Genomic DNA, 24,346 nt, shown 5'->3' with positions numbered 1-24,346 from the left:
GGAGGACTATGCCTGAACTTTGACAAAATCCCAAGAACTTTGGCCGGCTCACGGTCGAATTTTCCAGCCTAATCAGCTATAATAGATGGAAACTGTCAAAAAGGTGGGAATAACGTGGCGCAGCTATTTTTTCGGTACGGTGCAATGAATAGTGGGAAGACCATTGAAATCTTGAAGGTCGCCCATAACTATGAGGAACAACATAAGCGGGTCATTATTATGACGAGTGGCTTGGACACCCGCGATGAGGTCGGCTACATCGCCAGTCGCATTGGACTCAAGCGAGAAGCTCATCCAATCTTCGAGACGACCAACCTGTACGACGAAATCAAGCGAATTGACGCTCACGCCAACTGTGTCCTGATTGACGAGGCCCAGTTTTTAAAGAAGGCCCATGTACTGCAACTGGCCAAGGTCGTGGACGAGTTAAAGATTCCGGTCATGACGTTTGGTCTGAAGAATGATTTTAGAAACGAACTGTTCGAGGGTTCTAAGTACCTCATGCTTTACGCGGACAAGATCGAAGAAATGAAGACCATTTGCTGGTTCTGCACCAAGAAGGCCATCATGAATCTCCGCTTCCATGACGGTAAACCAGTCTACGAGGGCGAACAGGTCCAAATCGGCGGTAACGAAGCCTACTATCCCGTTTGCCGGCGACACTACTTCAATCCGCCATTGAATCAGATTGGTAAGTAGTGAGGCACCAGTCGTGACTTATTCTGGGCGGGTAATCGTGAAAAAACATTGCGTGTCCCGTCAGATGTGGTAAGCTGGCTTAGCTAGAACCACGGGGTGTCGGTCGTGAGAGCGGTGGCACTTCTAATGAGTCTATAAATAAGCATCATCAAAATCGAAACGAGGTTAATCGAATGGACGAAATGTTTGACAAGCTCCAAGCCGTGGCCGATCGCTACGACGAGCTGAATGAATTGATCAGCGACCCCGAAGTCATTGCGGATACGCAACGCTTCATGGCCCTCTCTAAGGAAGAAGGGGAGCTGCGGGAAACTGTCGACAAGTATCACCAGTATCAGGAAGTCACCCAACAGATCAAGGATGACGATGAGATGCTTCGCGAAAAGCTGGACGATGACATGGATGCCATGGTCAAAGAAGAGTTGAAGGATCTCAACGAACAGAAAGAAAAGCTCGAAGAAGACATCAAGGTCTTGCTGTTGCCTAAGGACCCCAACGATGACAAGAACATCATCATGGAAATCCATGGGGCCGCCGGTGGGGATGAAGCCAGCTTATTTGCTGCTGACCTCTTTAGCATGTACTCCAAGTACGCTGAACGCCAAGGCTGGAAGATTGAAATTGTTGACGAGAACGCTACCGAAGTCGGTGGGTTCAAGGAAATCGTCATGATGATTTCCGGCGACAAGGTTTACTCTAAGCTGAAGTATGAAAACGGGGCACACCGGGTACAACGGGTTCCTGTTACGGAATCCGCTGGTCGGGTGCATACCAGTACGGCCACGGTCGGTGTCATGCCCGAAGAAGAGGATGTCGACATCGATATCGATCCTAAGGATATTCGAACCGACGTTTACCGTTCCTCCGGTGCCGGTGGTCAGCATATTAACAAGACGTCTTCAGCCGTACGAATGACCCACTTGCCAACCGGTATCGTGGTGGCTATGCAAGACGAACGGTCACAACAACAAAACCGGGCTAAAGCCATGACAATTCTGCGGGCGCGGGTCTACGACTACTACAAGCAACAAGAAGAAAGTGCCTACAACGCTGAGCGGAAGTCTGCCGTTGGGACGGGTGACCGTTCCGAACGGATTCGGACCTACAACTACCCTCAAAATCGGGTGACCGATCACCGGATTGGGCTGACTCTGAACAAGTTGGACCGGGTCATGAACGGGGAACTCGATGACATTATCGATGCCCTGATTCTTTCCGATCAAGCCGCTAAGCTTGAAGATTTAAAGAATAATGGCTAATCAACTAACTTATCTACAAGCACTTCGTCAGGGTCAAGCACAGTTGACTGCGGCGGGACAAGATTCGAGTGCCGCGCAGTATCTACTGACGGAGGCTCACGAGTGGACGTTCACCCAGCTGGTGCAAAATTACCGAACGGTGATGCCAGTGGCGGAGAGCCAATCGTTTCAGCAACAACTGAACCGGGTCGCAAACGGTGAGCCGGCACAGTACGTTTTAGGTCGCGCAAATTTCTACGGCCGGGATTTTCGGGTAACCGCTGCGACTTTGATCCCGCGTCAGGAGACGGAGGAGTTGGTGGCCTGGATTTTGGCTATCACCACGCCAGCGCCAATTCGGGTACTGGATGTGGGCACCGGGAGCGGTGCGATTGCTGTGTCACTCAAGGCGGAACGGCCTGCTTGGACGGTGACGGCTAGCGACATCTCTGCGGCAGCCGTTGCGGTTGCCCAGACTAATTCCCAGACACTGGCGGCTCCCGTTGACTTCGTGACGGGTGATCTATTCGCACCGGTTGCAGACCAGCGTTTCAACGTGATCGTGTCGAATCCGCCGTACATCGACCGCACCGAAGTCAACGTGATGGATGAGTCGGTCAAACGCTACGAGCCAGAGGGGGCGCTGTTTGCGGCGAACCATGGCTTGGCATTTTACCAACGCTTCGCAGCGGAACTGGCAACCTATTTGTTACCGGGTGGTCAGTTTTTTGCTGAAATTGGCTATCATCAGGGAGCTGCGGTCAAGACCATCTTCGAGACGGCCTTGCCAGCAGCCACGGTGACCGTGCGAACGGATATCAACGGCCATGATCGCATGGTTCGCGTGCAACTTTAGTTTTTGCGATGGGAGAGAAGAGAGAGTTTATGGAAACCAAGATTTTTCAACCAAATCAAATCGATGAAGCGGCCGCTGCCATTCAGGCCGGTGAATTGGTTGCGTTCCCCACGGAGACCGTCTACGGTCTGGGAGCGGACGCGACTAATGAAGCCGCGGTCAAACAGGTCTACCTGGCGAAGGGGCGACCAAGCGATAATCCACTGATCGTCCACGTGACCGGTGAAGACACGGTTAAGCAGTATGCCCAACCGTTGTCGGCCAAGGCCGAGGCATTGATCAAGACGTTCTGGCCCGGACCACTGACGCTGATTTTTGAGTTGCAGCCAGGGAAGTTGTCAAAGGCCGTCACAGGTGGTCTGACGACGGCTGCCTTTCGTAATCCTGACAATCAGGTTACGTTGGATCTGATTAAGGCGGCTGGAGTGCCGTTGGTGGGACCATCAGCTAATACGTCTGGTAAGCCGAGCCCAACGTTGGCTAAGCACGTCTACCATGATTTGAATGGCAAGATTGCCGGCATCTTGGATGATGGGCCAACCAAGGTTGGGGTGGAGTCAACGGTGCTCGACATGTCGACGGAAATCCCAACAATCTTGCGTCCGGGTGGTGTGACCGAAGAACAGCTCGAAGCCGTTATCGGTACGGTACGATCCAACCACCACAAGGTCGGCAAGGGTGAGATTCCGAAGGCGCCGGGGATGAAGTACAAGCACTATGCACCGAACGCCCAGGTCACTATCGTAGACGATGAAGCCGACTGGCCTGCCGCATTGGCTTGGGCAGCCCAACAGGACGGCACGATTGGCGTGATGGCCTTAGACCGGACACTGGCTAGTGAAGATCTGCCTGCCAATACAGAACCCTTCTCTTTGGGGGCTGATATGGATAGTGCGAGTCACCTGCTGTTTGCTGGGCTCCGGCACTATGACCTGGAGTCGCCAGTGACGGGCATCTTGGCACAAGGGTTTGCGGCTGAGGGCTTAGGAGCGGCGTACATGAACCGCTTGAACAAGTCCGCTGGTCAACAGCACTTTACGAAGTAGAGGACTTGGCTGTTCGATTACGTCGTTGCCTGTTTAATCTAAAATATAAGCATGATGGCGTCCAATCAATTCAGGTTGGACGCCATTTTTGAGTCATTGCGGGAAATCAACGTGACTGGTAATTTGACCGGGTCAGCTTATAAATAAAAGGTCAAGACATTGACGTCTTGACCTTACGATTTGACACCGAAAATTATTAGTAGAGACTAAAATTATTTGAGCTTTTTGACAAGATTGGCATTTGCGGTGATGTAGCCACCGGCGACTTTGTATCGCAGGGTGTCACCTTTGCGGAAATTTTTGGTGTTGGAGTAGGCCCAACCCTTAACGGTGAAGGTGGTCTTCTTAGCGAAATGTTTGTTCTTCTTCGTCAGGTTAACCGTATTGTATCGGTTAACCGCCGTCTTGGCTTGGATGCGTTTAGGCATCGAATGCTTGCCAGCGATGACCAGCTTCTTGTTGGCGGAAATGTATTTCCCGTTAGCGAGGGCGAAGCGGGTCGTCAGGTTGTGACTGACAATCTTCTTCACTTTGAGAACTTGGCCTTGCTTGTAGTGGGTCTTTTTACCAGTCAGGGGATTTTTAGTATAGGCGTTGAGGCCACTTGGGTTAATCACCGTAACTTCGGTTTGATTCTTGGCATAGTAGAGTGGCGCAACAAAATTGGTATTCGCAGTGATGTATCCGGTCATTCCTTTACCATTGAGGTCTTTAACCTTGTAGCGCTTGACGCCGTTCTTGGATGTTGCGGTGCCAATGACCTTGAACATTGGTCGGTTCATCCGCGATTTCTTGGCATAAGCCTGCTTGGGAGCTTGCTTACTGAAAGTTGGGGACCCATAGAGGCTGATTTTCTTGGTGGCGTAGACCACGCTGTCCTTCACGACAACGTCGGCCGCAGCCTTGCGATAGATGTAGGTGACGGATTGATCGGAACTGGTAAATTTACCGGATTCATCGCCGGTCGTCTTCACGAGCTTGTAGCCACTGATGCTGAGTGGTTCCGTCTTGTAATCATCGCCAAGCGAACCCGTTAAGGTTTTATTTGGTTTTAAGGTGTTGCCTTGGTCATCAACGTAGTGGACAGTGACGGGCTTGCTGGTCGCACTGGGCGCTGTTGTTGGCGCCGCCTTAAAGACGAAACAGTTCGGTGACGTTACTACGCTTAATTGGCCATCGGCGATGTCAATAGTCTTATTGGGAGCGCTACTATCTTTTTGTTGAATAATAAAGTTTTTGACGGGTTGCTTGAGTAAATCACTTTCCTTGTCCGCAGAGGCTTGAGGATCTAAGTGAGCCAGTCGTTCGGTTGGATCGGTTAGGTGGACGAAGGATATGTTGTTAAGAAACATTTGGGCATCAAAGTCGGCAGCAGTTTTACCAAAGTATTTGGTCACAGTATCAGCCATTTTAATATTTGGATAGATACTATCCATTTCCCTTAAATAGAACATGACGTTGTCATTTAAGTCTCTCTTGATGTCGCTATAGCTGCGTGTACTAAGTTTTGTTTGTGCCGCGACCTTATAGATCCAGGCATAGGCATAAGCATAATCGGTATAGTAGGTCGCCAAATCTTTCGGAGTAAAGGAGCTATTATCAAAATTGCGTGGTGCCAGGTAGTCCGCCAAGGTTTCATCCGGATCAACACTTACCCCAACCTTGGCGAGTTGAGTCATTTGACTTGCGGTAAAGTAGTTTGGACTGCCTTCAATAACATCAGTCGTGACGAACGGAAATGACTTGACGGTATTTATTTCCGCGGAAGAATAGCTCTGGGGAAGAGGATCCGCTGATGTTCCTGGATACCAGGGAACCTTGGTCGTCTGACCTTGTTCATCGGTGATCCAATTGTAAGGCGATTGAACCGATTCAAATTGATAGTTGACAGAGCCTTGAAGATCCGTTGCTTCGCTGGAGTCCGGATCAGTTGTTGCCGCTTGAGCCAGTGTCGGAGTGACGACACCACCCAGTAAACTTAATGTGAGGCCAGCTAGGACTAGCTGGCGAACTAATTTTAACATCTTATCACCTCATAATTTTCAACTGAATATACGATCAGTCTAGCACAATTTGAGGCTAAAGAAGCAGGCATGTTAATAAGTCAATTGCCCTGAATGAATTTAGAGACTTGTCGCTCACGTGTCTGGCAACACAGTCGTCCAACATGCCTGTTAGGCACGTTTATTCATAGTGGCAACATCATCGGGGTAATTGGGGGTTCACTTCAAAACGGAATCGCTTGGGGCCTTATTTAAGTAGGTGACGGTAATTATAAAAAGATAAATAGGCCAAACTTACCCCAGAGACTCAGAAAGTTTGGTAGAATTAACTTAATTACAGTTCAGGAGGGATCGCCATTGAATTTTAAAGAACAAGATCCAGCGTTATGGCAGGCCATTGCTAATGAAGAACACCGGCAAGAGGATACCATTGAGTTGATTGCCTCAGAAAACATTGTCAGCCACGCCGTTCGAACGGCTCAAGGCTCCGTGTTGACCAACAAGTACGCCGAGGGTTACCCTGGTAAACGCTATTACGGAGGGACCCAGTACATTGATGTTGTTGAACAATTAGCCATTGACCGTGCTAAGAAGCTGTTTAACGCCGAGTACGCCAACGTCCAACCCCATTCTGGGTCACAGGCTAATCAGGCCGTCTACGCGGCATTTTTGAAGCCTGGTGACACCATCTTGGGGATGGGTCTGGACGCCGGGGGCCATTTGACCCACGGTGCCAAGGTCAACTTCTCCGGGAAGCTCTATGAGGCCTACAGTTATGGCTTGAATCCCGAGACGGAACTCCTGGACTACGACATGATTCGTGATTTAGCCTTGAAAGTGAAGCCACAGCTGATTGTTGCTGGAGCTTCGGCATACTCTCGGATCATTGACTGGAATGCTTTCCGGTCAATCGCTGACGAAGTAGGGGCCTATCTGATGGTCGACATGGCGCACATTGCCGGGCTGGTAGCGACTGGATTGCATCCTAGTCCCGTTGGTATCGCTGATGTGGTCACGACCACGACGCACAAGACCTTACGGGGGCCTCGTGGGGGTCTGATCTTATCGCAGGCTGAGAATGCCAAGCGCATCAACTCCGCCGTCTTCCCAGGGACGCAGGGGGGACCACTAGAACATGTCATTGCCGGGAAAGCCGCAGCCTTCTTCGAAGACCTCCAGCCAGACTTTAAGGATTATGCCCAACAAATTATCACGAATGCTGCAGCAATGGCTGATGAATTCAACCAATTGCCAACAGTTCGTGTGGTCTCTGGCGGGACGGACAACCACTTGATGACATTGGATCTGTCTGCCACGGAGCTTAACGGGAAGCAGGCACAGGAGCTACTAGATAGCGTCCTGATTACGACGAACAAGGAAGCCATTCCAAATGAAAAACTCAGTCCATTCAAGACATCCGGTATTCGACTGGGAACGCCGGCAATCACGACGCGTGGATTCAATGCTGACGAGTGCCGCGAGGTGGCCCGCTTGATTGTGAAGACGGTCCTGAATCCTAATGATGACGCGGTATTAGCCGAGGTGAAGGCGCAGGTTCACGAGTTGACCCAAGCCCATCCTTTAACCGCATTGCCATAAAATTAATGAAAAAACGTTTTCATTAAAAATTAATCCGTTCTGGTAGCGTAGATAATGGTACAATTGTAAGAAATCATAAAGGAGCGTTTATTCATGGGGAAGTTTCAAGTACTCGACCACCCGTTGATTCAACACAAATTAACTATTATTCGGAATAAAAACTGTGGCACCCGCAGTTTCCGCGAGGTAGTTAATGAAATCTCGACCTTAATGGCTTACGATGTCTCACGCGACATGCCGTTACAGGATAAGGTTATTGAGACGCCAGTGGCTAAGATGACCGCCAAGGAACTTGCTGGTAAGAAAGTGGCAATCGTGCCAATCTTACGTGCTGGTATCGGTATGGTCGATGGGATCTTAGAGTTGATCCCCGCTGCTAAGGTTGGCCACATCGGGATGTATCGCGATGAAGAAACCCTGCAGCCCCATGAATATTTTGTTAAGTTGCCGTCAGACATTGATCAACGACAAATCTTTATTGTGGATCCAATGTTGGCTACCGGTGGGTCAGCAATCATGGCCATTGATGCCTTAAAGAAGCGCGGCGCTAGCGAAAAGAACATGAAGTTCGTGTGCTTAGTATCTGCACCAGAAGGGGTTAAAGCTCTGCAAGAAGCCCATCCAGACGTTGATATTTATGCGGCTGCCTTGGACGACCACTTGAACGAAGATGGCTACATCGTACCAGGTTTGGGCGATGCTGGTGATCGTTTGTTTGGGACGAAGTAAACTTTAAAGAGATTCGGCTTAGGGCCGAGTCTCTTATTTGTTTGTAGAATTTGTTCGGCACCGCGAAAGGGTTTTCGGCTTGACCGGACGCATTTGTCAGAAATGGCTTGACAACCCGAATTTGTTATGGAGCTGATTGCGCACGCAAGTAGACTGTGAAACCGGTTACTATCCTTTTCAGTACTAAGCTTTATCCAAGTCCCGAATAATGTTTAAACCGTGAAAAATTGTTTTGTTTTTTAGCTGAATTGGTGGTATCATTTCCAGTGTATTTGAATGGAGCGCTCGCTTCGTTCACTATTCCGCATTTCTCGAAAGAAAACTTAATGAAAATGTTGGGTGAAACCTTCGAGAAACCGCGTCCATATAGTGTTGAAAAGAGGTGATATTCGGTGAATGATGGTCCAGTTTCGACCTTCCAATTTCTGGGATTGACGTTTAGCACGGCCAACATTGTGTCAGCTTCGGTTGTCTTTTTACTTGTTGTTGCCCTGGTTTATTTTACTTCCAGACATTTGGCCATGAAGCCTACCAAGGGGCAAAACTTCTTGGAGTGGCTGATTGATTTTACCAACGGAATTTTGAAGGGGTCCATTCCTACCAAGGAAATTGGTGGTTTTGGATTGTACGGTTTCACTTTATTTATCTTCCTGTTCTTGTCAAACGAATTGGGATTGTTTATCAATCTCTCGTTGCCGAACGGTGCCACCATCGTCCGGAGTCCTACGTCGGATCCAATTACGACGCTGACTTTCTCATTAATGACGTTGATGCTTGCGCAATTTGCAGGGGTAAGTAAATTGGGTTACAAGACCCACTTCGGAAATTACATGAAGCCTTTTAAGGTCTGGATAGTTATCAGTATCTTTGAAGAATTCACGAACTTCTTAACGTTGGGTTTACGTATCTTCGGGGTTATCTTCTCTGGCGAAATGCTTTTGGGGATAATTTGGAAGCTTGCGGTTTCACATGGCATCGCAACGATGATAGTCGCTGTACCACTTGAAATGGCTTGGCAAGGGTTCTCAGCTTTCTTGGGAGCAATCCAGGCCTTCGTGTTCGTTACGTTGTCTTCAGTTTACATTTCTCAAAAGCTTGAAGTTGAGGAATAAAGTACTTATCTAATTTTAAGGAGGAAACAATTATTATGGGAGCTATTGCAGCTGGTATCGCTATGGCCGGAGCCGCTATTGGTGGTGGTGTTGGTGACGGTATTCTTATTTCCAAAATGCTAGAAGGTATGGCCCGTCAACCTGAACTATCAGGTCAATTACGGACTAACATGTTCATCGGGGTTGGGCTTATCGAAGCCATGCCTATCATTGCCTTCGTTGTTGCTTTGATGGTTATGAACAAGTAGTTAGTCGCAATGATGTTTATATCTGATAGTAGAAGGAGGTGTCAATAGATGCTCTCACATTTAGTGGTTGGCGCAGGGCTTTACTTTGGTGATTCAATTTTCTACGTCGTTTGTTTCTTACTATTAATGTGGATCGTTAAGGTCTTGGCTTGGAAGCCAGTGACCAAGATGATGCAAGATCGGGCTGACAAGATCAGTAATGATATTGACTCAGCTGAAAGCTCTCGGAATGAAGCCGCTGACTTAGTTCAGAAGCGTCAAACCGCATTAGCTAGTTCTCGGTCTGAAGCACAGACGATTGTGAACGATGCCAAGACCAATGGTCAACAACAGCGTGAACAAATCGTTACACAAGCTCAAACAGACGCACAGACGTTGAAGCAAAATGCCCAAAAGGACATCGAGCAAGAACGCCAAGATGCCCTGGTCAATGCCCGCAATGACGTGGCGGACCTATCTATTGAGATTGCTTCCAAGATCATTCAACGAGAATTGAAAGCTGACGATCAAAAGGCACTCATTGATTCTTATATCGAAGGGTTGGGGAAGCAACATGAGTCTTAATAGGGCAACTGTAGCTAAGCGCTACGCAAAAGCATTATATGAACTGTTGTCCGAAAAAGACCAACTGGAGTCAGGCTTTACAGAGCTTAAAGAACTTCGAAGTATCTTCCAGGACAACCCGCAATTGAGCACTTTGCTCTCAGACGCTAGCCTGCAGGTTGCTGAACGTGAGGCTTTAGTACAACCGTTACTGAAAGACGCATCGCCATATATCAAGAACTTTGTTCAAATGGTATATGACTATGGTCGCATGGAAAACGTGGTCGACATCGTCGATCAATTCCAGGCCATGTATGATGAGGCTAACCACACGGTTTACGCTGAAGTCACAACGGCAGTACCTTTAACTGATGATCAAAAGACGAAGATCGAGAAAACCTACGCAGAACGTGTAGGGGCCGATAAGGTTATCTTGAGTAGTCAGGTCGATCCTTCTGTGATCGCTGGGGTCATCGTTAAGGCTGCTGACACGGTTCTTGATGGTAGTTTACGAACAAAAATCAATCGTTTACGGCAGCAACTGCTTGCATAACGAATTCGGTAATAAAGAGGTGAAACTTTCATGAGCATTAAAGCTGAGGAAATCAGTGCTCTAATTAAACAACAATTAGAAAGCTACAAGGATGAAATCTCAGTTGAAGAAACTGGTACGGTTACTTACGTTGGTGATGGTGTTGCCCGGGCCCACGGTCTGAACAACGCTTTGCAAGGTGAGCTGCTGTTGTTTGATAACGGGGTTTATGGGATGGTCCAAAACCTCGAATCCAGTGACGTTGGTATCGTTGTCTTGGGTGATTTTACTGGAATCACTGAAGGCGACTCCGTTAAGCGGACTGGACGAATCATGGAAGTTCCCGTTGGCGATCAATTAATCGGTCGGGTTGTAAACCCACTGGGCCGGCCAATTGACGGTAAAGGGGACATTTCCACGGACAAGACGCGGCCAATCGAACACAAAGCACCTGGTGTTATGGAACGGCAAGGGGTTAGTGAACCTCTGCAAACCGGGATTAAAGCCATCGATGCTTTGGTTCCAATTGGACGTGGACAACGTGAATTGATCATCGGTGACCGGAAGACTGGGAAGTCCTCTATCGCCATCGATACGATCATTAACCAAAAGGGTCAAAACATGATCTGTATCTACGTTGCTATTGGTCAGAAGGCTTCTACGGTGCGTGCACAAGTTTCTACGCTGGAAAAATTCGGCGCTATGGACTACACGATTGTCGTTACTGCTAGTCCTTCCGAACCAGCACCAATGTTGTACGTTGCACCATATGCCGGTGCTGCCATGGGTGAAGAATTCATGCACAACGGCAAGCATGTTCTGATCGTCTACGATGATTTAACTAAGCAAGCCGATGCTTACCGTGAACTCTCCTTGATTTTACGGCGGGCACCAGGTCGTGAAGCATATCCTGGTGATATCTTCTACACCCACTCCCGTTTGCTGGAACGGGCTGCTAAGTTAAGTGACGAACTAGGTGGCGGTTCAATGACGGCTTTGCCTGTCATCGAAACCAAGGCCGGGGACGTTTCTGCTTACATCCCAACCAACGTTATTTCCATCACCGATGGTCAAATCTTCCTGAACAGTGATTCATTCTATTCTGGGATTCGGCCAGCTATGGATGCCGGGACTTCTGTTTCCCGGGTTGGTGGTGACGCTCAGATCAAGGCCATGAAGAAGGTTGCTGGGACGTTGCGGTTGGACTTATCTGCCTACCGTGAACTTGAATCCTTCGCCCAATTCGGTTCTGATTTGGATGCCGCAACCAAGGCTCGACTAGACCGTGGTGCACGGACCGTGGAAGTCTTAAAGCAAGGCTTGCATGAATCTGTTCCGGTTGCCAAGGAAGTTATTATTTTGTTTGCGTTGACTCATGGTCACTTGGACAAGCTCGAAATTGAAGACGTTCTGCGTTACCAAAACGAGCTGTTCGACTACATGGATGCCAGCCATCAAGATCTCGAAGACACGATTACCAAGACAGGGAACTTGCCAGAAGGCGACTCTCTCGAAACGGCCATTGCTGAATTCGATGCAACTTTCCAACCAACTGCTAAAGCCGATAATACGGCGGCAGACACGGCTGATTAAGATTACTTGAAGGAAGGATGGTGAGAAATAATGGCTGAATCAATTCATGACGTCCAACGTCGAATTACATCCACGAAAGCAACCCGTCAGATTACGGCGGCGATGCACATGGTTTCGACCGCGAAGTTAAATAAGATTCAGAAACACGCAGTCGGCTACCAAGACTATGTTTCGAAGGTTAAGGCTGTCGTTATGCATCTTTCACAGTCTCATCTGTTAGATAATTCCTCAAGTAGCCTACAGTCGAACCGTCCAGTAAAGAAAACCGCATATTTAGTGATCACCTCCGATCGTGGAATGGTGGGTAGCTATAATAGTAGCGTGCTCCGGGAAGCCAATACGTTCATTAAAGAACGGACGCCTAATCCTGACGACTACATGGTGTTAGCCGTTGGGGGAACAGGTGCCGACTTCTACCGGAACCGTGGCATCAACGTGGCTTACGAATACCGTGGGGTCAGCGATGTGCCTGAATTTAACGAAGTTCGGGAAATCGTTAAGACCGTAACCACGATGTTTGACAATGAGGTGTTTGATCAACTCTTTGTGTGCTACAACCACTTTGTAAACCGGATTTCATCCCGTTTTCGGGCTGAAAAAATGTTACCAGTTGACAAGGAAACCTTGTCGACTGATGCGGCAAACGATACGCAAGCTGCACCTTTAACTGCTGAATACGATACCGAACCTTCTGAAGAAGAAGTGCTGCAGGTCGTTCTGCCACAATACGCAGAAAGCTTAGTTTACGGTGCAATCTTGGACGCGAAGACTTCCGAACACGCATCAAGTTCAAATGCGATGCAATCAGCCACTGATAATGCCGATGATTTGATTGGAACGTTGCAACTGCACTATAATCGTGCACGACAAGCAGCAATCACCACTGAAATCACCGAAATTACTGGTGGTCAGGAAGCCTTAAATAATTAATGACGGGAGGAATTAACGAATAATGAGTGCTGGTAAAATTGTTCAAGTTATCGGACCTGTTGTTGACGTTGAATTCCCACTGAATGATGAATTACCTGACATCAACACCGCCCTTAACATCAAAAAAGATGATGGTAGTATCCTTGTAACCGAAGTTGCCTTGGAATTAGGTGACGGGGTTATGCGGACGATTGCCATGGACGGTACCGATGGTCTTCGCCGGGGTATGGAAGTAGAAAACACTAAGGCTTCTATTTCTGTTCCTGTTGGTGACGACACTCTCGGTCGGGTGTTCAACGTTCTGGGGAATCCTATTGACGGCGGTGCCGAATTTGGACCAGACGCAGAACGGATGCCAATTCACCGTGATGCACCTAAATATGACGAATTAAACCCTACGACTGAAATCCTGGAAACGGGTATCAAGGTTATTGACTTACTCGAACCTTACGTTCGTGGTGGGAAGATTGGTTTGTTCGGTGGTGCCGGTGTTGGTAAGACCGTTTTAATTCAAGAATTAATCCATAACATTGCTCAAGGCCATAACGGGATTTCCGTCTTCACCGGTGTTGGTGAACGGACTCGTGAAGGTAACGATATGTACTGGGAAATGAAAGGTTCAGGGGTTCTGAAGCAAACGGCCATGGTTTATGGTCAAATGAACGAACCTCCTGGTGCCCGGATGCGGGTTGCCCTGACTGGTTTGACCATTGCGGAATACTTCCGTGATGTTAAGGGCCAAGATGTGCTGCTCTTCATCGATAACATCTTCCGGTTCACGCAAGCCGGTTCTGAAGTTTCTGCCCTCTTGGGTCGGATTCCTTCAGCCGTTGGTTACCAACCAACGTTGGCTACTGAAATGGGTCAGTTACAGGAACGGATCACGTCGACGAAGAAGGGGTCTATCACCTCGATCCAAGCCGTTTACGTGCCTGCCGATGACTACACCGACCCTGCTCCTGCCACGACTTTCGCCCATTTGGATGCCACGACTAACTTGGAACGTGCTTTGACGCAACAAGGGATTTACCCAGCCGTGGACCCACTGGCTTCAACGTCTACTGCCTTGGCCCCTGAAATCATCGGTCAAGAACACTACGATGTTGCTACGGAAGTTCAACACGTCTTGCAACGGTACCATGAATTGCAAGATATCATCTCTATCTTAGGGATGGATGAACTTTCCGAAGAAGAACAAACGATTGTTAACCGTGCTCGGCGGATTCAATTCTTCCTGTCACAACCATTCTCCGTTGCTTCACAATTTACGGGTATGGACGGGAAGTATGTTAAGTTGGAAGATACTGTCCGGAGTTTCAAGGAAATCTTAGATGGTAAGTATGATGACCTACCAGAAGATGCTTTCCGGAACTGTGGTGCTATCGAAGACGCTGTCGAAAAGGCTAAGCAAATGAACGCTGCCGTTGCCAACAACTAGGGAGGGATTCTAATTGGCTGATAATCAATCAGTATTATCCGTTAGTATCGTAACCCCAGATGGCCGGGTCTATGAAAACGATGGTGAACTCTTGGTCATCAAGACTAAGTTGGGTCAACTCGGGATCATGCCCAATCACGTGCCCGTCATTTCTTCTCTGGAAGTTGACGAAGTACGGGTTAAACATGATGGTGAAGAGGATGAAATTGCCGTTAACGGTGGTTTCCTAGAATTCTCCGACAATGTTGCCACCATTGTTGCTGACAGTGCGGAACGTCAAGACGATATTGACGTCGGTCGGGCCGAAAGTGCTCGTGATCGGGCGCAAGCTGCCATTAAAAAGGCGCAAGAAGCTCATGACGATGACACTTTGGCACGGGCTGAGGTCGCTTTGCGGCGGGCCATCAACCGAATTAACGTCGCCAACCATTAAGCACACTAATGCAAGTCAAAAAAGGCAATTCTCACTAACGGGAATTGCCTTTTTGTTTGCTTAAAATTCAAATTGGTCCTTGACGGTGTGTGGCCGTGAACAAGTGTCTGGACCAGATAATTGTGGATTGGTCTAGGTGATGAAAAAATTAAAGTTCGGAATTTACCGATGCCCAATCCAGCGATTTGAAGTCAATGGTTAGCAACCAAAGCCGTTTACTCTATGATTTTAAATAAAAGGCCCCCTGGAAACGTCATTCACTGAAATTACTTATAGTTTGTTCAGTCACAGCTATTAATAAAAGTAAATGTAATATTACAAACGCCGATTTTGCTGGAATTTCAAGGACAAGCACGAAAAATTATGCTATAGTTGGTGAGAATGTTTAGAAAGGATTGAGTTAATGAAACTTCTAGGGTTGCAAGCGATTCTAACGATTGTTAGTCATTTGACGTTCATTGCCCTCGCATTTTGGGCAATCTCGGCGTTACACATTGAACGACTAATGTCGGTGTACCCCCGTCAGGCACGGGTCGTTATCGTGATGTTGTCGGTAGCGATAGGGTACGGCTGCAGCTCGTTCTTTCTGGACTTCATCAATAATGTTCGTAATCTGGGCTATTTACTATAGGCAAGCCCGAAAATTCTTTGGAGGTATCCCATGGAAAAAATTATTGTTCATGGTGGGAACCGCTTAACTGGTGAGGTAAATATCGAAGGCGCAAAGAATGCGGTTCTGCCAATCCTGGCAGCCTCGATCCTTGGTCAAGATGGACTCACCCACTTAGCAAATGTTCCAGTTTTATCTGATGTTTATACGATGAATAAGGTCCTTCGTTTCCTGAACCTGCGCGTTGATTTTAACGAAGAGCGGCGGGAAGTTACTATCGATGCGACCCACCAAGTGTCAAGTGAAGCACCATTTGAATACGTTTCCAAGATGCGGGCATCCATCGTTGTGATGGGGCCACTTCTGGCACGGTTAGGTCATGCCCGGGTGGCATTACCCGGTGGTTGTGCCATTGGAACGCGTCCGATTGATTTACATTTGAAGGGGCTTGAAGCATTGGGTGCCCGGATCGAACAGCACGATGGCTACATTGAAGCTTTCGCTGATCAATTAAAGGGAACGCACATTTACTTAGATTTTCCTAGCGTCGGCGCAACACAAAATGTCATGATGGCTGCCTGCCTTGCGCAGGGGACGACTGTGATTGATAATGTTGCCCGTGAACCAGAAATTGTGGACTTAGCTAACGTCTTGAACAAGATGGGGGCTCATGTTCGCGGTGCCGGGACGGAAACGTTGCGGATCGATGGTGTTGAGAAGATGCACGGGACGGAACACAACGTGGTTCAGGACCGAATCGAAGCAGGGACCTTCATGGTTGCTGCCGCATTGACTCAGGGTAATGTGCTGATCAAGGACGGTATTGTTGAACATAACAAGCCTTTAATTTCTAAATTACAAGAAATGGGTGTACAAGTGACGGAAGAAGCCGCTGGTATCCGGGTCGTTGGCCCAGAAAAGTTAATGCCGACGGACGTCAAGACCTTGCCATACCCTGGTTTCCCAACTGATATGCAGCCACAGATGACCATTTTACAGTTGGCTGCTGAGGGGACTAGCACGATGACCGAAACCGTCTTTGAAAACCGGTTCATGCATCTGGAAGAATTACGCCGGATGAATGCCCAGTTCCAAATCAACGGGCGGACGGTCGTGATGCACGGGCCAACCGACTTTAACGGGGCTGAAGTCGCAGCTACCGATTTACGGGCAGCCGCAGCGTTAGTTCTGGCTGGTTTGGTTGCTGACGGCTACACGCAAGTGACGAACTTGAAGTACCTTGACCGCGGCTACTACGACTTCCACAAGAAGTTGACGGCCCTGGGTGCACAGGTCAAACGGGTCGACTTCCCAGAAGACGATACGGTGGTCTTAAAGAACACGCACGTCAAAAATTAGAACTTATTTAGGGTGGCACTTGTGGCCGCCTTTTTATTATCGCAAGGGTGCTGGCGCGCGTCAGCACCTGTTTGACCTAGAAGGATTTTGCGATAATTCAGGTGCAACGGTTGGAGGACGAATCGTTAACAATTCGTTTAGTTCCCGCTTGAGCGCGAGAAAGCATTTAGAGTTGTTGGAGATTATGGTATAATGAAATGTTGAAAATTGGCATTAAAAATCAGGAGGACGCATAAGTATGGCGAAAGACATTGGAATTGATTTGGGGACTGCGAATGTTTTAATCTACGTGGTCGGCAAAGGTATCGTATTAAATGAACCATCAGTCGTTGCAATCGATACGAAGACTGACAAGGTATTAGCGGTGGGCTCCGAAGCTTATCGAATGGTTGGCCGGACCCCCGGTAACATTCGGGCTATTCGTCCCTTGAAGGATGGAGTCATTTCTGATTTCGATATCACTGAAGCCATGCTCTCCTATTTCATTAATAAATTAAGCGTGAAGGGCTTCCTATCCAAGCCTAACATCATGATCTGTGCCCCAACGAACATTACCGAGATCGAACGGAAGGCCATCATTCAGGCTGCTGAAAAGTCTGGTGGCGCCAAAGTCTATCTGGAATACGAACCAAAGGTGGCTGCATTGGGTGCCGGAATGGATATCTTCAAGCCAAGCGGTAACATGGTGATCGACATGGGTGGGGGCACGAGTGACATCGCGATCCTTTCTCTGGGTGACATCGTGGCTAGCCGTTCAATTCGGGTCGCTGGTGACCGGATGAACACTGAAATCGTGAACTACCTGAAGCATCACCACAACCTGATTATCGGGGAACGGACCGCTGAAACCATCAAGATTAAGATTGGGACGGCCTACCCAGAACCCGGTAATGAAGAAAAGACGATGGACGTTCGTGGCCGGGATTCCGTTAGTGGGATGCCTACTGAAACGACGATTACCGCCGCTGAAGTTGAATTGGCCATCCACGATTCCGTTGACCAGATTGTGTCAGCTGCCATGGCCGTGTTGGAAACGACACCACCAGAATTGGCTGCGGATATTATCGATCGTGGCATCATGTTGACTGGTGGGGGGGCCTTGCTCGATGGTATCGACAAGCTCTTCTCTGAAAAGCTGACGGTTCCGGTCATCATCTCCGAAGATCCACTGGATAACGTGGCCAAGGGTGCTGGTGTGCTTCTGGAGCACATGGACACCAAGACCGCTAAGGAAAACAACTAACAGTCTGTGGTTAACACAGAAGGGAGCATCGCGATGAAATGGTTACTGACGAAGCTGGTTCGTGGTTATCAACGGTTCATTTCACCGCTGTTTCCACCGACCTGTCGGTATTATCCGACGTGTTCGAATTACATGCTACAGGCATTAGCCAAGCATGGTGCAGTTAAAGGGGGCCTGATGGGGCTGGCACGCATCCTGCGTTGTCATCCCTTCGTCCGCGGTGGCGTTGATCCCGTACCGGATCATTTCACTTTACGCCGGAACTTCGCGGCTGAGCAGGCTTACCGCAAGGAAATGGGCCTTGATAAAAATTCCCCCACTAAATAAAGGAGAGTTGGCATGAGTAAACGAGAAAAAGCAGTGCAAGTCACAGTTGATGAACAAAAATTACCAGAAGGCGCAACGATGTCTATCTTAAAGATCGGCGACGAGACAATTGGGACGGTTAAGCCTGACGGCGACCGTTTCGAAGCGCAGCTCAATGACGGTGACGTCTATCGCGCTAAGACGGTCGACGAAGGTGTCGAACTGCTCTTGCGGGACTATCACCTGCATCGCGGTTAATAATTTTTAGTAAAGTTGGCCGCAGTGAATCGTTAAAGTTCACTGCGGCCTTTATACTTAGGAGTATCTTAGTTTGAAATAAGGAGCAATCATTGTGGCAAAGAATGCGACAGAACAACGGACCGAGACCGATTCCCGAATCGACTGGGGAATCATCTTCTGTGTCCTGATGTTGGCCCTGATTGGGTTAGCATCCATCTATGTAGCGGCGACCCACGATAGTAGTGCCACGAGCATTACATCCGCTGTGGTCTCACAGTTAGTCTGGTACGTTATTGGGACGGTTGCCATCATTATCATCATGCAATTCGACTCCGAACAGCTGTGGAAGGTGGCCCCGGTGCTGTATGGGCTGGGAATCTTCCTGCTGGCGGCCGTGTTGATCTTCTATAGTCGGGCGTACTATGCCAACACCGGTGCCCGGAGTTGGTTTGCCATCGGGTCATTGACCTTCCAGCCGTCCGAAGTCATGAAGCCCGCCTTTATCCTGATGTTGGCGCGGGTCGTGACGGAACACAACAACCAGAATCCACTGCACACGGTGCGGACGGACTGGGTGTTGATCGGGAAGCTGATTCTCTGGACCTTGCCGGTAGCCGTCTTGTTGAAATTACAAAATGACTTTGGGACCATGCTGGTGTTCTTCGCTATCGTGGGTGGGGTGATACTGGTCTCCGGGATTACCTGGAAGATCATTGCCCCCGCGTTTGCGATTGTCGGGGGTGTCGGGGGAACCGCGTTGGCGTTGGTCACGACCGATGCTGGACGAAAGATTCTGGAAAAAGTTGGCTTTCAAGCCTATCAGTTCTCCCGGGTCGATACCTGGCTGCATCCCTCACAGGATACCTCGAATAGTGGGTATCAGCTGTGGCAAAGTATGAAGGCGGTGGGGTCCGGTGGCATCTTTGGGACCGGGTTCAACGTTTCTCACGTTTACGTCCCTGTCCGGGAATCCGATATGATTTTCTCCGTAATCGGTGAAAACTTTGGGTTCATCGGGGGCTGTGTCTTGATCTTCCTGTACTTCTTGTTGATCTATCAAATGATCCGGGTAACGTTCGATACCAAGAACGTCTTCTACGCCTACATTTCCACTGGGGTTATCATGATGATTCTCTTCCACGTGTTTGAAAACATTGGGATGAGCATTGGACTCTTGCCACTGACCGGTATTCCATTACCGTTTGTTAGTCAAGGGGGGTCAGCTCTGATTGGGAACCTCATCGGAATTGGTTTAATCATGTCGATGCGGTATCATTATAAGAGTTACATGTTTAGCCGTAATGACGCATTTAAATAAAAAGGAGATCAGATAATATGGCTGAAATGGTAAAGTATTTTTGGACAAAATCAGTTGCTGATGGCACCCGAATTGGATTGACCACTGAAGGACAAGACGAGTTAGGTACTATCAAATTCGCCAAGTTACCTGCAGTTGGCGACACGGTCAAGAAGGGTGAAAACCTGTTGAGCGTGGAAGCTGACAAGGCTGTATCCGACATCCAAAGCCCAGTTTCTGGTAAAGTTGCCGCCGTTAACCCAGCGTTAGCGAACGACTTCGATGCCTTAAACGGCAGTGATACTGACGCCGCTTGGTTTGTGGACGTTCAGGAAGCTTAATTAGAGTGATCGAACCGGTTCGGCTCCACGCGGAGTTGAACCGGTTTTTGCGTCCCTGTGGAAAGGCAGAGTGTAGCGTTCGCCTTCGGCTGCCAGGGGTTCTGGTTGCTATGGGGACCGCCTGCAGCCGAAGGGCGGGCTTCCGGCTCGGTTGGGAACCTCGCAAAGTTCATGCGAGTTTCCCAACACGTCCCACGCTGTAAGTCCGGGGAGAAACAAGCGCCCGGGCTAACACCGTCGTCACAGCAACCGCCACCCCTGACCTCCTGCGGCTGGGCAACAATGATGACTTTGCCTAGGCCGGTAAAAATGGTTCAACTGGCGTGGCTAGCCGATTTTCATGACGACCATTCTCTGATGGATCAAACCGGTCGTGTTTAATCTCACCAAGCCTCCCTGAAACCGGTTCCTTATGCCTTTGTCTGCGAGTCGGGTATAATGGAAGTAGCTATTATAGAAATGGAGTGAGTAACATGGCAGAAAAGAATGTGTTTCATATCAACGGCTACTTGGGCTTGTTGATTGTTCTGGCTTTGTTCATCGGTGGGGGTTGGATGATTTTTGAAAACATTATGGTTCCCCTGGCGATTATTATTTTAGTCTTGGCCGTCTTGGCTGCTAGCAGTTTGACCATTATTAGTCCTAATCAATCTAAGGTTTTGACGTTCTTTGGTCGTTACATCGGGACGATTCGGGAAGCTGGCCTGTATTTGACGGTGCCACTGACCAATAAGTCCACGGTCTCACTGCGGGTTCGAAACTTTAACAGTGCCATTCTGAAGGTCAATGATCTTCAAGGGAACCCGGTTGAAATTGCGGCGGTGATCGTCTTCAAAGTTGTCGATACCAGTAAGGCCCTGTTCTCCGTAGAAGACTACGAGCAATTCGTGGAGATTCAAAGTGAATCGGCCATTCGTCACGTAGCGTCTGAATATGCCTATGATAATTTTGGCGACGGCGAGGCCCTGACGTTACGGAGCAACCCGACCGAGGTTTCTAACCATTTGACGGAAGAACTGCAGGAGCGGCTGAACGTGGCCGGGGTCAAGATTATTGAAACCCGATTGACCCATTTGGCCTATGCCACCGAAATTGCGTCCGCAATGTTACAGCGGCAACAATCACAGGCTATCTTGTCCGCGCGGAAAATCATCGTGGAAGGGGCCGTGTCCATCACCGAAGGCGCCATCAGCCGGTTGGCCAACGAAACCGACTTGGAACTCAGCGACAACCAAAAATTACAACTGATTAACAACATGATGGTGTCAATCATCAATGAACGGGGATCCCAACCGGTCATTAATACTGGTAAAATAGAGTCATGATGAATTGATTGAAATTTAGACGCAGTGGCTCATGTGTTGTTGACTTTAAAACGCATGGGTCATTGCGTTCATTGATACAGAGACTGGCGACCCCAACACGCTAGTAATTTTTTGAGGTTAGTATTTTTTTATAATTGATAACACAAACTTTAGCCGGAGGAGGTCAGGATGTAGCCAGCTGTGACGATGGCGTTAACACGGGTGAATTTCCCGTGTTTACGGCATGGGACGAGCTTTAAGCTACGCCTGAACTTGGTGTAGCTTAAAGTCGAGGTGTGAGACCGTTTCTCAGGCTCACACTGGTTCCCACAGCAGGCGGCAGTTAACATGGAAAGGCATCAGAAAAGAAAAATCACTGGAGGGTAACAAGATGGATGAACAGATAGGGGAGTTGCAGCAGCAGCTCGCGACCCTGAATGCAGAGTTAAAAAAAGGGACGGTTTTTCAGTCTCTGGGGCCGCGGCTGGGGCAATTGATGGATGGAATCCACCGGCGGCGACGCACCCCCGTCACGTTACCCGATGACCAGGATGGCATCGAGGAGCTACTGAATACGCTACGTGGTCGGCTCGAAAAGAATCAGCCATTGGCGCTTTCCTTAAAGGACTTGGATCGCCTGCTCCATCACTTGGCGTCCCCCAATCCGGCTATTCGGTACAATGGGATCAACTTTACCGTGTACGATGCCTTGCAGCAAAATGCGTTGGGCGTCAACGATATGGTGACTTTGGTTAACTTCCTGAGTCGTGACGAGGCGTTGTTTAGCCACATCCTCGAACCCACCAACGCGGCAATCTTTGGTCGGGCAGGGTCGGCTTCCTTGCTGGCGGTCGCTCTTCACTTTGTTGCGGAGAATGATGCCCAGGGGATGTTGGCCTACAACCACCTAGTCAATCAAGTGGCCACCTATATCTGTTTGGAGACCGACACCCGGGGGTTCATCAATCAACAGGGTTGGGCTCACGCGTACGCCGCAATCATTGACCTGCTGACGGTGTTGGCGGAGACGGACATTTTACCGCGAGCCGACAAGCTCTTCCTCCTGATGACCTTGATTGAGCGTCTGAAACGGCTGACCACGCCGCTGATCTATGGGGAAAATGACCGAATGGCAACCTACTTTGTGACGTTGACCAATCGGCACCCCTTGTATGAAACGGCGCTGATAAGCGCGTTGAAGCAGTGGCGGTTGGCCGTAGCTCGCCGTCGACGGCCGGATAACCTGGCGGGGTGGAATCAGTTCTTTAATCGCAAGCGGCTGTCCGATGCCCTCCGACTGAGAAATGATGCTAGTCCGAAACTTAAAAAATATCTCAACTCAACTATCGATTTTTTAGGCTGAAATTTACCGAAAAATATATTCAATTTTTTGGAGAAATGGTATACTGTAGGCTAACCGAAATATATACGATAGGATGAGTGACAAAATGGATACAAAAACAAAGTTACATGTAGGTCTATTATTCGGTGGTAATTCTTCGGAACATGACGTTTCTAAGCGTTCAGCCCACAACATCTATGACGCGATGGACAAGTCACGTTACAACGTTAGTTTATTCTTACTGACACGTGACGGTTTCGTCTTAAGCGACGCTGCTTCCCGGCGCGTCTTTGATGGTGAAGATGAAGCAACGGTCGCTGCTGAAGAACAAGCCCAAGTAGACGCTACGAACCCATTGGCACCCATTTGGAATTTATCTCAAGCAAAGGATATTGATGTTTTCTTCCCAATTATTCATGGTAACTTGGGTGAAGACGGTACGATCCAAGGCCTTTTCCGCTTACTGAAAAAGCCTTTCGTGGGGAGTGGCGTCTTGGCATCAGCGACGGCCTTTGATAAGGATATGACGAAGCAAGTTCTGACGACCCACGGCATTCGGAACACGAAGTACGTGGTCATCACGCCTGAAAATCGCGACGAATACGATTACGCCACGGTTTCAGAGAAGTTGGGGACGAACGTCTTCATCAAGCCTGCCAACCAAGGTTCCTCAGTCGGTATTCACAAAGCCGGAAACGCAGAAGAATTTAACGCGGGTGTCGCTGATGCCTTCCGTTATGACTTCAAAGTGATGGTAGAAGAAACGATTGCAGGTCCTGAGGAAGTCGAAATTTCCATTTTGGGTAACGAACATCCCCAAGCATCCAAGTTGGGTGCAATCCGGGTGCCAGAATCCGATGTGTTCTACGACTACAACAACAAGTTCGTTGATGCCAGTGGTGTGACCTTCGAAGTGCCAGTTGAATTACCAGCTGAACTCACGACGGAAATCACAACGATGGGTCTGCGGGCATATGCAGCCTTGGGCTTAAAGGGTATGGCACGAATTGACTACTTGGTTTCCAAGGATGGCGTCCCTTACGTTGGTGAGGTCAACACCTTACCTGGGTTCACCAACATCAGCTTGTACCCACAGTTGTGGCAAGCTTCCGGGATCAGTTATGCGGACTTAATTGACCGCTTGATTGAACTGGCCTTAGAAGAATTCAAGTATCAAGATGAATTGGCTTACGATTTCATTCCGTTAGATAACAACTCGGCGGCATCAACTTACAAGCCGAAAAAGTAGATTTTACTGATAACCGGTATGAAGCGGAGACGTTTCGTACCGGTTTTTTTGTTGGT

The 24,346-nt window shown here is 48.7% G+C and carries 25 protein-coding genes; 24 read left to right on the top strand and 1 reads right to left on the bottom strand.

What is annotated here, in order from left to right; genetic code table 11:
* The first annotated feature begins 114 nt into the window (after window positions 1–114).
* The 4 genes from ACEPSU_RS08810 to ACEPSU_RS08795 all read left to right on the top strand — a co-directional run bounded on the left by ACEPSU_RS08810 (window position 115) and on the right by ACEPSU_RS08795 (window position 3,839).
* The gene (locus tag ACEPSU_RS08810) at window positions 115–699 is read left to right on the top strand and encodes a thymidine kinase (protein WP_395321145.1); all 585 of its coding nucleotides are present in this window, start codon (window positions 115–117) and stop codon (window positions 697–699) included.
* A 173-nt stretch (window positions 700–872) separates the two neighbouring features.
* On the top strand, window positions 873–1,958 hold the full coding sequence (prfA, locus tag ACEPSU_RS08805) for a peptide chain release factor 1 (protein WP_020090414.1): 1,086 nt from the start codon (window positions 873–875) through the stop codon (window positions 1,956–1,958).
* The gene (gene prmC, locus ACEPSU_RS08800; RefSeq protein ID WP_395321143.1) at window positions 1,951–2,793 is read left to right on the top strand and encodes a peptide chain release factor N(5)-glutamine methyltransferase; all 843 of its coding nucleotides are present in this window, start codon (window positions 1,951–1,953) and stop codon (window positions 2,791–2,793) included. The genes prfA and prmC overlap by 8 nt, the downstream gene beginning before the upstream one ends.
* Before the next feature lie 29 nt (window positions 2,794–2,822).
* Complete coding sequence (locus ACEPSU_RS08795) at window positions 2,823–3,839, top strand: L-threonylcarbamoyladenylate synthase (RefSeq protein ID WP_020090416.1); 1,017 nt, start codon at window positions 2,823–2,825, stop codon at window positions 3,837–3,839.
* 212 nt (window positions 3,840–4,051) lie between these two features.
* On the opposite strand, the gene ACEPSU_RS08790 is transcribed toward ACEPSU_RS08795, so the two are convergent.
* The gene (locus ACEPSU_RS08790) at window positions 4,052–5,863 is read right to left on the bottom strand and encodes a DUF5776 domain-containing protein (RefSeq protein WP_395321139.1); all 1,812 of its coding nucleotides are present in this window, start codon (window positions 5,861–5,863) and stop codon (window positions 4,052–4,054) included.
* 336 nt (window positions 5,864–6,199) lie between these two features.
* On the opposite strand from ACEPSU_RS08790, the gene glyA reads away from it, so the two are divergent.
* The 20 genes from glyA to ACEPSU_RS08690 all read left to right on the top strand — a co-directional run bounded on the left by glyA (window position 6,200) and on the right by ACEPSU_RS08690 (window position 24,290).
* The gene (glyA, locus tag ACEPSU_RS08785; RefSeq protein WP_395321138.1) at window positions 6,200–7,441 is read left to right on the top strand and encodes a serine hydroxymethyltransferase; all 1,242 of its coding nucleotides are present in this window, start codon (window positions 6,200–6,202) and stop codon (window positions 7,439–7,441) included.
* A gap of 93 nt (window positions 7,442–7,534) precedes the next feature.
* Window positions 7,535–8,170, top strand: coding sequence for a uracil phosphoribosyltransferase (gene upp / locus ACEPSU_RS08780; protein ID WP_395321136.1), 636 nt, complete (start codon window positions 7,535–7,537; stop codon window positions 8,168–8,170).
* Between the two features lie 392 nt (window positions 8,171–8,562).
* A complete protein-coding gene (gene atpB, locus ACEPSU_RS08775; RefSeq protein WP_020088409.1) occupies window positions 8,563–9,282 on the top strand; it encodes a F0F1 ATP synthase subunit A in 720 nt (239 codons plus the stop codon).
* 35 nt (window positions 9,283–9,317) lie between these two features.
* The gene (gene atpE / locus ACEPSU_RS08770) at window positions 9,318–9,530 is read left to right on the top strand and encodes a F0F1 ATP synthase subunit C (RefSeq protein ID WP_020088408.1); all 213 of its coding nucleotides are present in this window, start codon (window positions 9,318–9,320) and stop codon (window positions 9,528–9,530) included.
* A 48-nt stretch (window positions 9,531–9,578) separates the two neighbouring features.
* Entirely contained in the window at window positions 9,579–10,094 is a 516-nt protein-coding gene (gene atpF / locus ACEPSU_RS08765) for a F0F1 ATP synthase subunit B (RefSeq protein ID WP_020088407.1), read from the top strand.
* Window positions 10,084–10,626: an ATP synthase F1 subunit delta gene (atpH, locus tag ACEPSU_RS08760; RefSeq protein WP_020088406.1), complete on the top strand. Its 543-nt coding sequence runs from the start codon at window positions 10,084–10,086 to the stop codon at window positions 10,624–10,626. The genes atpF and atpH overlap by 11 nt, the downstream gene beginning before the upstream one ends.
* Before the next feature lie 30 nt (window positions 10,627–10,656).
* A complete protein-coding gene (gene atpA / locus ACEPSU_RS08755; protein WP_020088405.1) occupies window positions 10,657–12,198 on the top strand; it encodes a F0F1 ATP synthase subunit alpha in 1,542 nt (513 codons plus the stop codon).
* A gap of 30 nt (window positions 12,199–12,228) precedes the next feature.
* Complete coding sequence (locus ACEPSU_RS08750) at window positions 12,229–13,128, top strand: F0F1 ATP synthase subunit gamma (protein ID WP_020088404.1); 900 nt, start codon at window positions 12,229–12,231, stop codon at window positions 13,126–13,128.
* Window positions 13,129–13,150: 22 nt separating this feature from the next.
* Window positions 13,151–14,566: a F0F1 ATP synthase subunit beta gene (gene atpD, locus ACEPSU_RS08745; protein ID WP_020088403.1), complete on the top strand. Its 1,416-nt coding sequence runs from the start codon at window positions 13,151–13,153 to the stop codon at window positions 14,564–14,566.
* 13 nt (window positions 14,567–14,579) lie between these two features.
* Window positions 14,580–14,999, top strand: coding sequence for a F0F1 ATP synthase subunit epsilon (locus ACEPSU_RS08740; RefSeq protein ID WP_020088402.1), 420 nt, complete (start codon window positions 14,580–14,582; stop codon window positions 14,997–14,999).
* A 403-nt stretch (window positions 15,000–15,402) separates the two neighbouring features.
* On the top strand, window positions 15,403–15,630 hold the full coding sequence (locus ACEPSU_RS08735) for a DUF1146 family protein (RefSeq protein WP_020088401.1): 228 nt from the start codon (window positions 15,403–15,405) through the stop codon (window positions 15,628–15,630).
* Window positions 15,631–15,660: 30 nt separating this feature from the next.
* Window positions 15,661–16,968, top strand: coding sequence for a UDP-N-acetylglucosamine 1-carboxyvinyltransferase (gene murA / locus ACEPSU_RS08730; protein WP_395361504.1), 1,308 nt, complete (start codon window positions 15,661–15,663; stop codon window positions 16,966–16,968).
* 238 nt (window positions 16,969–17,206) lie between these two features.
* Complete coding sequence (locus ACEPSU_RS08725; RefSeq protein ID WP_020088399.1) at window positions 17,207–18,211, top strand: rod shape-determining protein; 1,005 nt, start codon at window positions 17,207–17,209, stop codon at window positions 18,209–18,211.
* 33 nt (window positions 18,212–18,244) lie between these two features.
* Window positions 18,245–18,538, top strand: coding sequence for a membrane protein insertion efficiency factor YidD (gene yidD / locus ACEPSU_RS08720; RefSeq protein ID WP_395321132.1), 294 nt, complete (start codon window positions 18,245–18,247; stop codon window positions 18,536–18,538).
* A gap of 12 nt (window positions 18,539–18,550) precedes the next feature.
* The gene (locus ACEPSU_RS08715) at window positions 18,551–18,775 is read left to right on the top strand and encodes a DUF2969 domain-containing protein (protein ID WP_020088397.1); all 225 of its coding nucleotides are present in this window, start codon (window positions 18,551–18,553) and stop codon (window positions 18,773–18,775) included.
* Window positions 18,776–18,869: 94 nt separating this feature from the next.
* Window positions 18,870–20,075 (top strand): FtsW/RodA/SpoVE family cell cycle protein, encoded by a 1,206-nt coding sequence (locus ACEPSU_RS08710; protein WP_395321131.1) that lies wholly within the window; start codon window positions 18,870–18,872, stop codon window positions 20,073–20,075.
* Window positions 20,076–20,092: 17 nt separating this feature from the next.
* Entirely contained in the window at window positions 20,093–20,395 is a 303-nt protein-coding gene (locus tag ACEPSU_RS08705; RefSeq protein ID WP_020088395.1) for a glycine cleavage system protein H, read from the top strand.
* A gap of 473 nt (window positions 20,396–20,868) precedes the next feature.
* Window positions 20,869–21,720, top strand: a complete 852-nt coding sequence (locus ACEPSU_RS08700) for an SPFH domain-containing protein (RefSeq protein ID WP_020088394.1) — start codon at window positions 20,869–20,871, stop codon at window positions 21,718–21,720.
* A 370-nt stretch (window positions 21,721–22,090) separates the two neighbouring features.
* On the top strand, window positions 22,091–23,062 hold the full coding sequence (locus ACEPSU_RS08695) for a DUF2785 domain-containing protein (protein WP_395321129.1): 972 nt from the start codon (window positions 22,091–22,093) through the stop codon (window positions 23,060–23,062).
* 85 nt (window positions 23,063–23,147) lie between these two features.
* Entirely contained in the window at window positions 23,148–24,290 is a 1,143-nt protein-coding gene (locus ACEPSU_RS08690) for a D-alanine--D-alanine ligase family protein (RefSeq protein ID WP_020088392.1), read from the top strand.
* The last annotated feature ends 56 nt before the right edge of the window (window positions 24,291–24,346 follow it).

The sequence above is a fragment of the Levilactobacillus parabrevis genome (assembly GCF_044051715.1).
Classification (GTDB): domain Bacteria; phylum Bacillota; class Bacilli; order Lactobacillales; family Lactobacillaceae; genus Levilactobacillus; species Levilactobacillus parabrevis.
This window is presented reverse-complemented; position numbering and strand designations above follow the sequence as displayed.